Origin of the sequence: Priestia sp. P5, assembly GCF_029522155.1 — a bacterium.
Classification (GTDB): domain Bacteria; phylum Bacillota; class Bacilli; order Bacillales; family Bacillaceae_H; genus Priestia; species Priestia megaterium_E.
Genome location: NZ_JAKWFJ010000004.1, coordinates 1 through 15,374, shown reverse-complemented (window position 1 = coordinate 15,374; position 15,374 = coordinate 1). Strand labels below are relative to the sequence as shown.

Annotated in this window: 13 protein-coding genes, 2 rRNA genes and 1 riboswitch; all 15 genes read right to left on the bottom strand. The window is 41.3% G+C overall.

Annotated features, from left to right (window positions below; all coding sequences use genetic code 11):
- Nucleotides 1-19: 19 nt before the first annotated feature.
- Nucleotides 20-1,294 carry a phosphoribosylamine--glycine ligase gene (purD, locus tag MMB69_RS23470; RefSeq protein ID WP_025752919.1) on the bottom strand — a complete coding sequence of 425 codons (1,275 nt, stop codon included), beginning with the start codon at nucleotides 1,292-1,294 and terminating at the stop codon, nucleotides 20-22.
- A gap of 13 nt (nucleotides 1,295-1,307) precedes the next feature.
- A complete protein-coding gene (gene purH, locus MMB69_RS23465; protein ID WP_221785703.1) occupies nucleotides 1,308-2,846 on the bottom strand; it encodes a bifunctional phosphoribosylaminoimidazolecarboxamide formyltransferase/IMP cyclohydrolase in 1,539 nt (512 codons plus the stop codon).
- Nucleotides 2,847-2,949: 103 nt separating this feature from the next.
- Nucleotides 2,950-3,528 (bottom strand): phosphoribosylglycinamide formyltransferase, encoded by a 579-nt coding sequence (gene purN, locus MMB69_RS23460; protein ID WP_221785704.1) that lies wholly within the window; start codon nucleotides 3,526-3,528, stop codon nucleotides 2,950-2,952.
- Nucleotides 3,525-4,562: a phosphoribosylformylglycinamidine cyclo-ligase gene (gene purM / locus MMB69_RS23455; protein WP_028412529.1), complete on the bottom strand. Its 1,038-nt coding sequence runs from the start codon at nucleotides 4,560-4,562 to the stop codon at nucleotides 3,525-3,527. The genes purN and purM overlap by 4 nt, the downstream gene beginning before the upstream one ends.
- A 26-nt stretch (nucleotides 4,563-4,588) precedes the next feature.
- Complete coding sequence (purF, locus tag MMB69_RS23450; protein WP_013055041.1) at nucleotides 4,589-6,004, bottom strand: amidophosphoribosyltransferase; 1,416 nt, start codon at nucleotides 6,002-6,004, stop codon at nucleotides 4,589-4,591.
- Complete coding sequence (purL, locus tag MMB69_RS23445; protein ID WP_221785705.1) at nucleotides 5,980-8,211, bottom strand: phosphoribosylformylglycinamidine synthase subunit PurL; 2,232 nt, start codon at nucleotides 8,209-8,211, stop codon at nucleotides 5,980-5,982. The genes purF and purL overlap by 25 nt, the downstream gene beginning before the upstream one ends.
- Nucleotides 8,195-8,881, bottom strand: a complete 687-nt coding sequence (gene purQ / locus MMB69_RS23440) for a phosphoribosylformylglycinamidine synthase subunit PurQ (RefSeq protein ID WP_013055039.1) — start codon at nucleotides 8,879-8,881, stop codon at nucleotides 8,195-8,197. The genes purL and purQ overlap by 17 nt, the downstream gene beginning before the upstream one ends.
- Nucleotides 8,878-9,129 carry a phosphoribosylformylglycinamidine synthase subunit PurS gene (purS, locus tag MMB69_RS23435; protein WP_221785707.1) on the bottom strand — a complete coding sequence of 84 codons (252 nt, stop codon included), beginning with the start codon at nucleotides 9,127-9,129 and terminating at the stop codon, nucleotides 8,878-8,880. Before purS ends, purQ begins: the two co-directional genes overlap by 4 nt.
- Before the next feature lie 7 nt (nucleotides 9,130-9,136).
- Complete coding sequence (gene purC, locus MMB69_RS23430; protein ID WP_128821365.1) at nucleotides 9,137-9,844, bottom strand: phosphoribosylaminoimidazolesuccinocarboxamide synthase; 708 nt, start codon at nucleotides 9,842-9,844, stop codon at nucleotides 9,137-9,139.
- 74 nt (nucleotides 9,845-9,918) lie between these two features.
- Nucleotides 9,919-11,211, bottom strand: a complete 1,293-nt coding sequence (gene purB / locus MMB69_RS23425) for an adenylosuccinate lyase (RefSeq protein WP_277448502.1) — start codon at nucleotides 11,209-11,211, stop codon at nucleotides 9,919-9,921.
- The gene (purK, locus tag MMB69_RS23420) at nucleotides 11,208-12,353 is read right to left on the bottom strand and encodes a 5-(carboxyamino)imidazole ribonucleotide synthase (RefSeq protein WP_013081438.1); all 1,146 of its coding nucleotides are present in this window, start codon (nucleotides 12,351-12,353) and stop codon (nucleotides 11,208-11,210) included. The genes purB and purK overlap by 4 nt, the downstream gene beginning before the upstream one ends.
- Nucleotides 12,346-12,834, bottom strand: coding sequence for a 5-(carboxyamino)imidazole ribonucleotide mutase (purE, locus tag MMB69_RS23415; RefSeq protein WP_013055034.1), 489 nt, complete (start codon nucleotides 12,832-12,834; stop codon nucleotides 12,346-12,348). The genes purK and purE overlap by 8 nt, the downstream gene beginning before the upstream one ends.
- 128 nt (nucleotides 12,835-12,962) lie before the next feature.
- Nucleotides 12,963-13,064, bottom strand: a riboswitch (purine riboswitch).
- Between the two features lie 84 nt (nucleotides 13,065-13,148).
- Entirely contained in the window at nucleotides 13,149-13,349 is a 201-nt protein-coding gene (locus MMB69_RS23410; protein ID WP_014461942.1) for an NETI motif-containing protein, read from the bottom strand.
- Between the two features lie 166 nt (nucleotides 13,350-13,515).
- Nucleotides 13,516-13,631, bottom strand: a 5S ribosomal RNA gene (rrf, locus tag MMB69_RS23405).
- A 62-nt stretch (nucleotides 13,632-13,693) separates the two neighbouring features.
- Nucleotides 13,694-15,374, bottom strand: a 23S ribosomal RNA gene (locus MMB69_RS23400); the annotation flags it as partial.

Below are 15,374 nucleotides of genomic sequence, written 5' to 3'. Positions count from 1 at the left end.
GAGCCTAAGCTCTCCTTTTTTATTTTAAAGCTGCTTTTGTTAATGCACGATGGCCGATGTCTTTGCGATAGAAAAAGCCTTTTTCTACATCGATATGAGCCATTTGCTTGTATACTTCTTGCTGCGCTTCTTGAAGAGTTGCTCCTTTAGCACCTACTAATAGAACACGGCCGCCGTTTGAAACGTATGTGTCGTTTTCTAAAGCTGTACCAGCGTGGAAAACAAGCGCGTCTTCACTAATCGCATCCAAACCGTTAATTGGCGCACCCTTTTGATAATCTTCTGGGTAGCCTGCTGCTGCTAATACGATTCCGATAGCCGCTTCATCATCCCATTCAATTTCTACTTTTTCTTCTTTCAAAATGCGAAGAAGCACATCGACTAAATCACTTTTCATACGCGGCAGTACGACCTGTGTTTCAGGATCTCCAAAACGCGCATTAAATTCAATAACTTTTGGCCCTTTTTGTGTTTGAATCAGACCAGCATATAGAATTCCTGTATACTCACAGCCTTCTTCAGCTAATCCTTTAGCCATTGGAAGTAAGATGTTTTCTACAGCCTCTTGTACTTCTGCATCACTGATTTGCGGAACAGGAGAGTAAGCTCCCATGCCTCCTGTGTTCGGACCTTGATCTCCGTCAAAAGCTCGCTTATGATCTTGTGCAATTACCATTGGATATACATTTGTACCGCGTACAAATGCCATTAATGAAAATTCTTCACCATCCAAAAATTCTTCTACAACTACTTTTGCACTTGCTTCTTTAAATTTTTGGTCAACTAGAAAATCACGTAATGTATCTACAGCTTCTTCCACTGTTAAAGCAACAGTTACACCTTTACCAGCGGCTAAGCCGTCTGCTTTAATAACAATTGGAGCGCCTTGCTTTTCCACATATGCTTTTGCTTCCTCGTAAGACGTAAATGTTTCATACGCTGCGGTTGGAATATCATACTTTTTCATGAGCTCTTTTGCAAAGCTTTTGCTTCCTTCAATCATCGCTGCTTGTTTGCGCGGTCCAAAGACTGGAAGACCTTCTTGTTCAAATCGATCAACAATGCCTTCAATTAGCGGATTTTCTGGTCCAACAATTGTTAATCCAATCTTGTTTTCTTTTGCAAATAGCACAAGCTCTTCTTGGCTGCTTTCATCGATTGGTACAATCGTTGCCACATCTCTCATGCCCGGATTTCCTGGTGCTACAAACACTTCGTTAACAAGTGGACTTTTTGAAGCTTTCCATGCAATTGTATGCTCTCTTCCGCCTTTTCCAATAACTAAAACATTCACGTTCTTCACCTCATTAATGTTTAAAATGTCTTACGCCTGTAAATACCATTGCAATGCCGTATTCATCTGCTTTTGCAATTGACTCTTCATCACGAATTGATCCGCCTGGCTGAATAATAGCTGTGATTCCTGCTTTAGCTGCTGCTTCTACTGTATCCCCCATTGGGAAGAACGCATCTGAACCTAAAGCTGAACCTTGTGCTTTTTCACCAGCTTGTTCAATCGCAATTTTTGCAGCGCCTACGCGATTCATTTGACCAGCCCCTACGCCAATTGTCATGTCATCTTTTGCAAGTACAATAGCATTAGACTTAACATTTTTAACAACTTTCCATGCTAATTTTAAATCTGCCCACTCTTTTTCCGTTGGCTCGCGTTTCGTTGAAACAGTAATCGTTGCGTCATCAAATCCGAATACGTCTTCATCCTGAACAAGCACGCCGCCTTTTACAGATGTTAAGAAAGCTTCTTTTTCTGCCTTTTCATCAAGCTCTATCGTTAGTAAACGAAGGTTTTTCTTAGCTGTTAATACATCTAATGCTTCTTGATCGAACGCAGGAGCAATGATGATTTCTAAGAAAATTTCTTTTAACTGAATAGCCGTTTCACGGTCGATAGGACGGTTAGCTGCTACGATACCGCCAAAGATAGATGTAGGATCCGCTTCGTATGCTTTTTGATAAGCTTGAGCAATTGTTTCACCCACACCTACACCGCAAGGATTCATATGTTTGATCGCTACGATAGCCGGCTCTTTGAATTCTTTTACGATTTGAAGAGCTGCATTTGCATCGTTGATATTATTGTATGATAACTCTTTTCCATGCAGCTGCGTAGCTGTTGCAATAGAACCTTTTTGTGTTAACGGCTTTTTATAGAAAGAAGCTTGTTGGTGAGGATTTTCTCCGTATCGTAAGCCTTGAACACGCTCATACGTTACTGTTAATTTCTCAGGAGTTGTCTCACCTGTAATGTTTGTTAAGTATTCAGCGATTAATGCATCATAAGCTGCCGTATGACGGAATACTTTTGCTGCTAATCGTTGATTGGTTTCAAACGAAACATTGCCATCAGCTTTTAACTCTTCTACTACGGTTGCGTAATCGCTTGGATCTACTACAACTGAGACAGAACGATAGTTTTTCGCAGCTGAACGAAGCATTGTAGGTCCACCGATGTCAATATTCTCAATCGCTTCAGCAAGCGTTACATCCTCTTTTTCAATTGTCTTTTTAAATGGATATAAGTTTACAACTACAAAGTCGATTGGCGAGATATTATGCTCTTTCATTTGTGCTTGATGCTCTTCGTTATCGCGTAACGCTAATAAAGCACCGTGAACGTTAGGATGCAATGTTTTTAAACGGCCGTCTAAAATTTCTGGGAAACCAGTTACTTCAGAAATTCCGATAACGTCAATGCCGTTTTCTTCTAGCGTGCGTTTTGTACCGCCAGTTGAAATAATTTCTACTCCTAAGTCCTTTAATTCTTGTGCAAATGAAACAATACCTTCTTTATCAGATACGCTAATAAGCGCGCGTTTTGCTGTCATTTTGTAAACTCCTCCTGATCCGATCTCTCATTTAAAATCTTTATTTCACTACTACTCTACCATAGTAAAGGATTAAAACTTTTTTGACAAGGTTACATCCTATTTATTTAACTGCGGCTTGTTCAAATAATTCATTTAGTACCGCGGGATAAAATTGATGTTCAATTTCATGAATGCGGGCCTCAACGGTTTCTCTTGTATCGCCTTTTTCAATGCGAATAGCCTGCTGATCAATAATTGGTCCTGTATCCATTCCTTCATCTACAAAATGCACGGTAATTCCAATCACTTTTACTCCTGCATCAAAAGCTTGACCAATAGCATCAATCCCAGGAAATGCAGGTAAAAGCGACGGATGAATATTAACAATACGATTTTTGTATGGCTTAAGCAACGTCGAGCCAACTAATCGCATATATCCTGCTAAAACAAGAAATTCTACTTTAGCTGATGTAAGCTCTGCAAGAATTGCTGCTTCATACGCTTCTTTATCTTCATAGTTTTTAGGCGAACAAACAAAGCATGGTATTCCACATGCTTTTGCTCGTTCAATTACGTATGCATCGGGTTTATTACAAACAACAAGCGCAATATTTGCTTTTAATCGACCTGACTGAGTTGCTTCGTAGATGGATTGAAAGTTACTGCCGTTTCCAGAAGCAAACACTGCAATATTTATCATGCAAACGTCCCTCCAGCAAACTCAACACCTGTTCCTTCTTTTACACGTCCGATAACAAATGCTTTTTCGCCTTCGTTTTCAATTGCTTCAATGACTTTATTCATATCTTCAGGTTCAACAGCTAAAACAAATCCGATTCCCATGTTGAATACTTCAAACATTTCTTTACGGTCCAACTTGCCTTGCTCTTCAAGGAAATCAAACACGTATGGAATTGGCCAAGAACCGTAATCGATTTCTACACCTAGACCTTCAGGAAGCATACGAGGGATATTTTCAACAAATCCGCCTCCAGTAATATGAGCCATACCTGCAATCTTAGCTGCATGTAATGCTTTTAGGACCGGCTTCACGTATATTTTTGTTGGTGTTAATAACTCAACTCCAAGCTTTTCATTAAAACCAGCGTAAGTTTCGTGAAGATTTAATCCTTGATCATCAACAATTTTACGTACAAGAGAGTAGCCGTTGCTGTGAATACCGCTAGATGAAATACCGATCAACAGCTGTCCAGCTTTAATCTCATCTCCAGTAATAATTTCTGACTTTTCTACTGCTCCTACTGTAAATCCTGCAAGATCATATTCATCTTCTTCGTATAAACCTGGCATTTCAGCTGTTTCTCCGCCAATTAACGCACAGTTGGATTGTTCACAGCCGTCTGCAATTCCTTTTACAATCGATTCAATTTTTTCAGGAACTGCTTTCCCGCAAGCAATATAATCTAAGAAGTAAAGAGGCTCTGCTCCTTGTGCTAAAACATCGTTTACACACATGGCCACTGCATCCACACCGATTGTGTCATGCTTATCCATTTGAAAAGCAAGTTTCAATTTTGTTCCTACTCCATCTGTACCAGAAACAAGAACAGGCTCTTTTAAATTCAATGTAGATAAATCGAACATTCCGCCAAAGCCGCCGACTGTTCCCATAATACCTGCACGAGCAGTGCGTTCTACGTGCTTTTTAATACGTGAAACAGCTTCATATCCTGCTTCTAAGTCAACTCCAGCTTGTTTATATGAATATGACATGTTGTCACTCCTTTTTTACGTTAAAACTAACAAGTTACCTTTTCATGAGGGTGTACAGTATCTGGATAAATTTCAGTTGGATACTTTCCAGTGAAACATGCCATACACTGTCCGCCGTTGCCTTCATACTGTCTGCCGATTGCATCTACTAACCCTTCGTTGCTTAAGAAAACAAGTGAATCTGCTTCAATCAATTCACGAATTTCTTCAACAGAGCGCGTAGCAGCAATTAGCTCAGAGGATGACGACGTGTCAATTCCATAAAAACATGGATTTTTAATAGGGGGTGAACTAATGCGTACATGTACTTCAGTTGCTCCTGCTTCTCGAAGCATACGAACAATGCGACGGCTTGTTGTGCCGCGAACGATAGAATCATCTACCATGACAACACGTTTACCCTCTACAATTTTACGTACAGGAGACAGCTTCATTTTTACACCTTGTTCACGCAGTTCTTGTGAAGGCTGAATGAATGTACGGCCTACGTATCGATTCTTAATTAAACCTAATTCGTATGGAATTCCTGACTGTTCTGCAAAACCGATCGCTGCTGAAATGCTTGAATCGGGAACGCCTGTTACAACGTCTGCTTCAATTGGCGACTCAACTGCAAGTTGTTTCCCAAGGTTTTTACGAGCAGAGTGAACATTGATTCCATCAATATTGCTATCTGGTCTTGAGAAATAAATATATTCCATACTGCAAATTGCGCGGTTTACATTTAATGTGAAACGTTCTGATTGAATACCTTCATCGTTAATAATGAGTAATTCACCCGGCTCTACATCACGCTCATGAACTGCTCCAACAATATCGAACGCACATGTCTCAGAAGCTACTACATAAGCATCACCTAATCGTCCAATTGATAACGGACGCAATCCGTGAGGGTCAAGTGCAACCATCATCGTATCTTCTGTTAAGATAACGAATGCGTATGCGCCTTTAACCATTGATAAAGCATTTTTCACTTTATCTTTCATATCTTCATAGCCGCTTCGCTTAATTAAATGAGCAAGTACTTCTGTATCCGATGTTGATTGAAAAATACTCCCTTGGTTTTCCAGCTGATGCTTTAATGCATTTGCATTAACCAAGTTTCCATTATGAGCTAACGCAAGGCTTCCGCTATGAGAGCGGAAGTGAAGGGGTTGAACATTTTCAAACCCTCCGCCTCCAGCTGTTGCATAACGAACGTGTCCAATTGCTGCTTTACCGTTTAGTTGCTCTAACTCTCCGTGGCCAAATACTTCGTTAACAAGACCGACGCCTTTCATTACTGTCACTTTTTCTCCGTCTGTTACAGCAATACCAGCGCCTTCTTGTCCGCGGTGCTGCAAGCTATGCAAACCGTAATAAGCAATCTGGCTTGCATTTTCATGTCCCCATACACCGAATACGCCACATTCTTCGTTTAAGCCTTTGATTTCAGCAAGCATGGAAGCGCTCCTTTCCAAGCAGTAGTTAATTCTTCAACTGATAATTGAACAAGAACATTTTCTTGATGTTTAACAGTTAATGTTGCGTCTTCTGTTACGCGTCCTACTAATGTTACATCTTGTACAAGCATTTCGAATTTTTCTTTATTCTCTGGAGAAACCGTTACGATAAAACGCGATTGTGTTTCACTGAATAGCTCTGCTGTTGCTTCTCCGTCTACCGTTACGTCCACACCTAATCCGCTGCCGTTCATCACTTTTTCAGCTAGGGCTACCGCGAATCCTCCTTCTGCAATATCGTGAGCAGATTGAACTGCACCTTCACGAATTGCTTGAAGAAGCTGATCTTGACGTGTTTTTTCAACTGCTAAATCTAATTTAGGTGAGTGCCCAAATACCGTACCGTTTTCTAGTACTTTTTGAAGCTCAGTACCTGCGAATTCTGCTTCAGCTTTACCAATAACATAGATTAAGTCATCTTTTTGCTTCGCATATTGAGTTGTAATATGGTTGATATCGTCGATCAAACCAACCATTCCGATAACAGGAGTTGGGTAAATTGCTTCACCTTTTGTTTCATTGTAAAGAGATACGTTACCGCCGATAACCGGAGTCGATAGCTCACGGCAAGCGTCGCTCATACCGTCTGTTGCTTTTTCAATTTGCCAGAAGATTTCTGGTTTTTCAGGGTTACCGAAGTTTAAGCAATCTGTAATTGCAAGAGGCTGTGCACCTGAACATACAAGGTTACGAGCAGCTTCTGCTACTGCAATACGGCCGCCTACTTCTGGGTCTAGGTATAAATAGCGAGAGTTACAGTCTGTTGTCATCGCTAATGCTTTATTTGTATCACGTACACGAACAACCGCCGCGTCAGATCCAGGAGATACAACTGTGTTTGTACGTACTTGATAGTCATATTGGTTGTAAACCCACTCTTTGTTTGCAATAGTAGGCTGTTTTAAAAGTGTTACTAACATATCACTGTGATTTTCAACAGTAGGAGCATATGCTGACTGCTCTTGGAACTCACGATAGTATGCTGGCTCTTTAGATGGCTTGTGGTATACCGGTGCATCTTCTGCTAATGCATCTACAGGAACATCTGCTACTACTTCTCCGTTATGCGTTAAACGAAGGCGCTTATCATCGGTTACGTGACCAACTGAAACAGCTTCTAATCCGTATTTTTCTACGATTTCTACGATTTCATTTTCACGGCCTTTTTCAACAACGATGAGCATGCGCTCTTGAGATTCTGAAAGCATCATTTCATATGGTGTCATACCTGTTTCACGCTGAGGTACAAGATCAAGGTTCATTTCAATACCAGAACCTGCTTTACTTGCCATCTCTGCTGAAGAACTTGTTAAGCCCGCAGCACCCATATCTTGAATACCGACTAAAGCGTCACACTTGATAAGTTCTAAGCAAGCTTCAAGAAGAAGTTTTTCCATAAATGGATCTCCTACTTGTACAGCAGGACGTTTTTCGTCTGACTGATCAGATAGTTCCTCAGAAGCAAATGTTGCACCGTGAATACCGTCGCGGCCCGTTTTTGCTCCTACGTACATAACCGTGTTGCCAACGCCTTTAGCTTGACCTTTTTGAATGTCTTCGTGATTAATTAAACCCACACACATAGCGTTAACAAGCGGATTTCCTTCATATGAAGCTTCAAACTGAATTTCTCCGCCTACTGTTGGGATTCCTACACAGTTACCGTAACCTGCGATTCCCGCTACTACTTCCTCAAACAAATGACGAACCTTTGGAGATGTTAATTCACCAAAACGCAAAGAGTTTAAAAGTGCAATCGGTCTTGCTCCCATTGAAAAGACGTCACGAATGATACCACCTACACCAGTTGCTGCTCCTTGATAAGGTTCAATCGCTGATGGATGGTTATGACTTTCGATTTTAAATACAACGGCTTGGTTGTCACCAATATCAACGATACCAGCTCCTTCACCAGGACCTTGTAATACTTTTTCACCCGTGATAGGGAATTTTTTCAGTACAGGCTTAGAGTTTTTATAACTGCAGTGCTCTGACCACATAACAGAGAATAAACCTGTTTCTGTATAATTAGGAGTGCGACCAAGCAGTTGCTCTACATTTGCAAACTCTTCGTCTGTTAATCCCATGTCTCGATATAACTTTTGTTCTTTAATTTGCTCTACATTTGGTTCAAGAAGTAACGACATTTTGTTCCCTCCACTGCTTTACGATTGATTGAAATAATTTAAGTCCGTCCGCGCTTCCTAAAAGATCGCTTACCGCTCTTTCTGGGTGAGGCATCATTCCTAATACGTTGCCTGTTTCGTTTGTAATCCCTGCAATATCTTGAAGACTTCCGTTTGGATTATCACCTGCGTATTGGAAAAGAATCTGGTTGTTTTCAATCAATTTTTGTAACGTGTGTTCATCACAATAGTAGTTGCCTTCACCGTGTGCCACTGGAATAGCAATTACTTCATCTTTGCCATAAGCATTTGTAAACATTGTTTCGTTATTAGCTACTTTCAAATTCACTGTTTTACAGATGAATTTTAAGTTTTCATTACGGCGCATAGCACCTGGCAGTAATCCTGCTTCTAATAAAATTTGGAATCCATTACATACACCTAGTACTGGCTTTCCTTGGCTTGCTGCTTTTTTTACAGCGTCCATTACATTTGAGAAGCGAGCGATAGCACCTGAACGAAGGTAATCTCCATATGAGAAACCACCTGGAAGCAAGATACCATCATATTGATCTAATGATTCTGTATCGTGCCAAACGTAATCTACTTCTTCACCAAGCTCATCTTTGATAGCATGATACATATCGACGTCACAGTTTGATCCTGGAAAAACAATTACAGCAAATTTCACTGTACGACAACCTCCTCAACCTCGTAACGGTAATCTTCAATTACTGTATTAACTAAAAGCTTTTCACACATTTCTTTTACGCGTTCATCTAATGAATCTGTGTTGTCGATTGTTAGCTCTAAAAATTTACCGATGCGTACTTCTTCTACTTCTTCATAAGACATACGGTGCAATGAATTTTTAACGGCTACTCCTTGAGGGTCTAATACACTTTCTCTTAATGTGACAAATACTTTTACTTTATACATGGTTGGGTTATCCTCCGATTCGCTGTAAGATTTTTTCGTATGCTTCTGTTAACCCGCCTAAATCTCTGCGGAATACATCTTTATCTAATTTTTCGTTCGTATGAACATCCCAGAAGCGGCAAGTGTCAGGTGAAATTTCATCCGCTAAAATAATGTCGCCTTGAGAAGTACGGCCGAATTCTAATTTAAAATCTACTAAGAAAATATCTTTATCTTTGAAAAATTTCGATAATATTTCGTTGATTTGAAGTGCTTGTGCCTTTAAACTATCAATCTCTTCTTGAGTTGCAGCCTTAAGGAAAATCGCATGTTCTGCAAGAATTAATGGATCACCAAGCGCATCATCTTTGTAGTAAAGTTCAACGATTGGCTGTTCAAAACGAATACCTTCTTCTACGCCAATTCGCTTCGCAAGGCTTCCTGCTGTAGCATTTCGTACAACAACTTCAAGCGGAACAATTTCTACTTTCTTAACCGCTTGTTCATGATCTGAAAGCTGCTTCACAAAGTGAGTTGTAATCCCTTGCTCATGTAACATTGAAAATAGTAAACTACTAATTTGATTGTTCAACTGTGCTTTTCCGCTAATCTCCGCTTTTTTCTGACCGTTGAATGCTGTAGCTTCATTTTTATAAGCAATCCACAATACATCTTGCTCATCAGTAGCGTAAATTTTTTTCGCTTTTCCTTCATAAAGTAACTCTTGCTTTTCCATGCTGTCACCTCTACATACAGAATATTCAGATACACTTTCTTAGATAAAGGCAAGGACGTGCCTTGCCTTTTTTATTAAAGACCTAAACGTTCAAAAATCATATCTACATTTTTTAAATGGTGCTTATGATCGAAGCAATCTTCAATCTCTTCTGGTGATAAGTGGCGAGTAATGCGCTCTTCACCTTCAATTAAAGAACGGAAAGGAACTTGCGTTTCCCATGCTTCCATTGCTTTTGGCTGCACTAAGTCGTATGCTTCTTCGCGTACCATGCCTTTATTGATTAGTGTTAACAGTACACGCTGTGAGTAAATTAATCCTAGTGTACGATCCATGTTGCGCTTCATGTTGTCAGGGAATACTGTTAAGTTTTTAACAATGTTTGCAAAACGATTTAACATGTAATTTAAAGCAATCGTTGCATCGGGTAAGATGACACGCTCTACCGATGAATGAGAGATGTCACGCTCATGCCAAAGCGGTACATTATCATAAGCTGTAACCATATAGCCGCGAATTAAGCGAGCAAGTCCCGTTACGTTCTCAGAACCGATTGGATTACGTTTATGAGGCATTGCAGATGATCCTTTTTGACCTTTTGCAAAGTACTCTTCAACCTCACGTGTTTCACTCTTTTGAAGACCGCGAACTTCTACTGCAAATTTCTCAATAGATGTTGCAATTAACGCTAGTACTGACATATAGTGTGCATGACGGTCACGCTGTAATGTTTGCGTAGAGATTGGTGCTGGTGAAATTCCTAACTTCTCACATACGTATTTTTCAACGAAAGGATCGATGTTAGCGAACGTTCCAACTGCTCCTGACATTTTACCGAATTCCACTTCAGCTGCAGCACGTTTTAAACGCTCTAGGTTACGCTTCATTTCTTCATACCATAATCCCATTTTCAAACCAAATGTCGTTGGCTCAGCGTGTACACCGTGCGTACGTCCCATCATAACCGTATACTTATGTTCTTGAGCTTTTTCCTTTAGTACTTCTACAAAGCGCTCTACGTCACTTAGCAAGATTTCATTAGCTTGCTTTAATAAATAAGATAGAGCTGTATCAACTACGTCAGTTGAAGTCAAACCGTAGTGTACCCACTTGCGCTCTTCACCAAGCGTTTCAGATACTGCACGAGTGAAAGCTACTACGTCATGACGCGTTTCCAATTCAATTTCATTGATGCGGTTAATATCAAAAGATGCATTTTGACGAATTAACTTCACATCTTCTTTCGGAATATGTCCTAATTCTGACCATGCTTCGCAAGCTAGAATTTCAACTTCTAACCAAGCTTTAAATTTATTTTCTTCTGTCCAAATAGCTGCCATTTCTGGTCTTGTATAACGTTCAATCATGTTGTTACTTCCTCCGTTCTTTCCCAAATTCCTAGAGATTCGGCTTTTTCTATCGCCTCATCTATCTTATCAGCTAATACCGTGATATGTCCCATTTTTCTCTTCTCTTTTGCAACTTTTTTTCCGTACAAATGCAAGTGCATATCATCTAAACATTCGATTTTTGCCATTGTGTTCTCAATATGTTCCCCTAATAGGTTAACCATAACAGCAGGTTTTAATAAAGTCGGCTGTGCTAGGGTCCAGTTACAAATGGCTCTTACATGCTGCTGAAATTGAGAAAGATCACAAGCATTGATTGAATAATGACCTGAATTATGAGGTCTAGGTGCCATTTCATTTATATAAAGCTGACCTTCTTCAGTTAGGAACATCTCAACTGCTAATGTACCAACTAAATCTAATCCTTTTGCTATTTCTTGCGCATATTGAAGAGCTTTCGCTTCTTGATCTGCTGTAATACGTGCCGGAACAATCGTTTGGTGCAAAATATGATGCTTATGAATGTTCTCAGCTACTGGTAAACATACCGTTTCGCCTTTTGCATTGCGGTGTACAATAACTGATACTTCTTTATCTAAGTTCATCCACTGTTCTACAATGCATTCCGACTGTGCTAATAGCTCAGCTGCTTCACGAATATTATTCTCATTTTTCACTAGAACTTGCCCTTTACCGTCATATCCGCCTCGGCAAGTTTTTACGACACATGGATAACCAATTGTTTCGACAGCTTTTAAAAGTTCTTCTTCAGTCGTAACGATTGCGTAATCAGGAACGTCTAGATTAAGCTTTGTAATCATTTCTTTTTCTAAACGACGATTTTGTGTAACGGCTAGTAAATGACTGCCTTGTGGCACGTAGCATTTTGTTTCTAGCCACTTCATCATCTCAACATCAACGTTTTCAAATTCATAGGTGATGACATCTGACACTTCAGCAAGCTGTTCAACCGCTTTTCTATCATCATAGTTGCCAATGACTTTAATATCTGCTACTTGACCGCAAGGAGAATCTTCTGTTGGTTCAAGCACTGCAATGTAATAACCCATTTCTTTAGCAGATAGTGCAATCATTCTTCCTAGCTGTCCACCGCCTACGATTCCAATTGTTTTACCAGGAGGTATAAGTAAATTAGACAAGTTGATCACTACTTTCTAACACAGATGATTTAATAGACTCTCTACGATTTTCAAGTTGATCACTTAACGTTGGATCCTGTGTTGCTAAGATTTGTGCTGCTAGCAGGCCAGCGTTCGTAGAACCAGCTTTTCCAATAGCTACTGTAGCTACCGGTACGCCACCTGGCATTTGAACAATCGATAAAAGTGAATCTAAACCGTTTAAGTTACTTGATTTAACCGGTACACCTATTACAGGTAAAATTGTTTTTGCAGCAATCATACCAGGTAAGTGAGCAGCGCCACCAGCGCCAGCAATAATAACTTTAATCCCTCGTTCTTTAGCAGTTTCAGCATACTCAAACATATAATCCGGCGTTCGATGTGCTGATACAACTTTCTTTTCATATTCAATATTTAATTCATCTAAAATGTCACACGCATATTTCATAGTGCTCCAGTCTGACTGACTGCCCATTACAACAGCAACTTTTACATTCATGAATAAAAGCTCCTTTTTCACGTTATAAAAAAACCTAGGGTACGTTATGGCTCACTAAAGGAAAGCCACAACTACCCTAGGTTTCATGTATCAACATTCCTTTTGAAAAGGAATCATGTTTACCTATTTAGTAATTGTACTCTCCTCATAGTCCAATGATTTACGGTCATCGGGTAGAAACTCGTGGGCCATATTCCCACTATTATATGAGGTTTCGGATATCTCAATTGACAACTTAATAATAACAGCCAAACCGGAAAAAAGTCAACCTAAAAATCGAATGTTTACTATTTTTATCATTAAAATGTTCGTATTTAGAGACTTTTCCCTTCGAAAACAATCTGTTGCTTTACCGGAACATACTCTTTTTTACCATTTATTTCTTTTTCTTCAAAGATAGGCTTTTCCATGCGTCGAACGGGCATATACCCATCTTTTTTCATTCGATCTAAACAACTTGCGATTGTTTCATTTTCCTGTAATTCGTATAGTACTTTTTTTGATTTCTTACCCAAAATGCAGCCTCCAGTTTGAAAGAAGTTTCTTACAAAGTCAAAAAGAACTTTTATAATAAAAAATTAAATGAATCCACTATAGTGTAACATAATTTAAAAGTTAAATTCACGCTGTAATTTTTAGAAACAAAAAAGACTAGTCATTGAATGACTAGTCTTTTTATTGGCCTGGCAACGTCCTACTCTCACAGGGACAAAGTCCCAACTACCATTGGCGCTAAAGAGCTTAACTTCCGTGTTCGGTATGGGAACGGGTGTGACCTCTTCGCTATCGCCACCAGACAAGAGATTGCTCTCTCAAAACTAGATAACAGTTTGCTGAGTAAAGCTTACGCTTTTAAAGTTTGGTTAAGTCCTCGATCGATTAGTATCAGTCAGCTACACATGTCGCCACGCTTCCACCTCTGACCTATCAACCTGATCATCTTTCAGGGATCTTACTAGCTTGCGCTATGGGAAATCTCATCTTGAGGGGGGCTTCATGCTTAGATGCTTTCAGCACTTATCCCGTCCACACATAGCTACCCAGCGATGCCTTTGGCAAGACAACTGGTACACCAGCGGTGTGTCCATCCCGGTCCTCTCGTACTAAGGACAGCTCCTCTCAAATTTCCTACGCCCACGACGGATAGGGACCGAACTGTCTCACGACGTTCTGAACCCAGCTCGCGTACCGCTTTAATGGGCGAACAGCCCAACCCTTGGGACCGACTACAGCCCCAGGATGCGATGAGCCGACATCGAGGTGCCAAACCTCCCCGTCGATGTGGACTCTTGGGGGAGATAAGCCTGTTATCCCCGGGGTAGCTTTTATCCGTTGAGCGATGGCCCTTCCATGCGGAACCACCGGATCACTAAGCCCGACTTTCGTCCCTGCTCGACTTGTAGGTCTCGCAGTCAAGCTCCCTTGTGCCTTTACACTCTACGAATGATTTCCAACCATTCTGAGGGAACCTTTGGGCGCCTCCGTTACATTTTAGGAGGCGACCGCCCCAGTCAAACTGCCCACCTGACACTGTCTCCCGGCCCGATCAGGGCCGCGGGTTAGAATTTCAATACAGCCAGGGTAGTATCCCACCGACGCCTCCACCGAAGCTAGCGCTCCGGCTTCTCAGGCTCCTACCTATCCTGTACAAGCTGTACCAAAATTCAATATCAGGCTACAGTAAAGCTCCACGGGGTCTTTCCGTCCTGTCGCGGGTAACCTGCATCTTCACAGGTACTATAATTTCACCGAGTCTCTCGTTGAGACAGTGCCCAGATCGTTACGCCTTTCGTGCGGGTCGGAACTTACCCGACAAGGAATTTCGCTACCTTAGGACCGTTATAGTTACGGCCGCCGTTTACTGGGGCTTCGATTCAGAGCTTCTCCCAAAGGATAACCCCTCCTCTTAACCTTCCAGCACCGGGCAGGCGTCAGCCCCTATACTTCGCCTTGCGGCTTCGCAGAGACCTGTGTTTTTGCTAAACAGTCGCCTGGGCCTATTCACTGCGGCTCTCTCGGGCTATACACCCTACCAGAGCACCCCTTCTCCCGAAGTTACGGGGTCATTTTGCCGAGTTCCTTAACGAGAGTTCTCTCGATCACCTTAGGATTCTCTCCTCGCCTACCTGTGTCGGTTTGCGGTACGGGCACCTCCCGCCTCGCTAGAGGCTTTTCTTGGCAGTGTGGAATCAGGAACTTCGGTACTATAATTCCCTCGTCATCACAGCTCAGCCTTTATGATGAGCGGATTTGCCTACTCATCAGCCTAACTGCTTGAACGCGCATATCCAGCAGCGCGCTTACCCTATCCTACTGCGTCCCCCCATTACTCAAACGGCGGGGAGGTGGTACAGGAATATCAACCTGTTGGCCATCGCCTACGCTTTTCAGCCTCGGCTTAGGTCCCGACTAACCCTGAGCGGACGAGCCTTCCTCAGGAAACCTTAGGCATTCGGTGGACAAGATTCTCACTTGTCTTTCGCTACTCATACCGGCATTCTCACTTCTAAGCGCTCCACCAGTCCTTACGGTCTGACTTC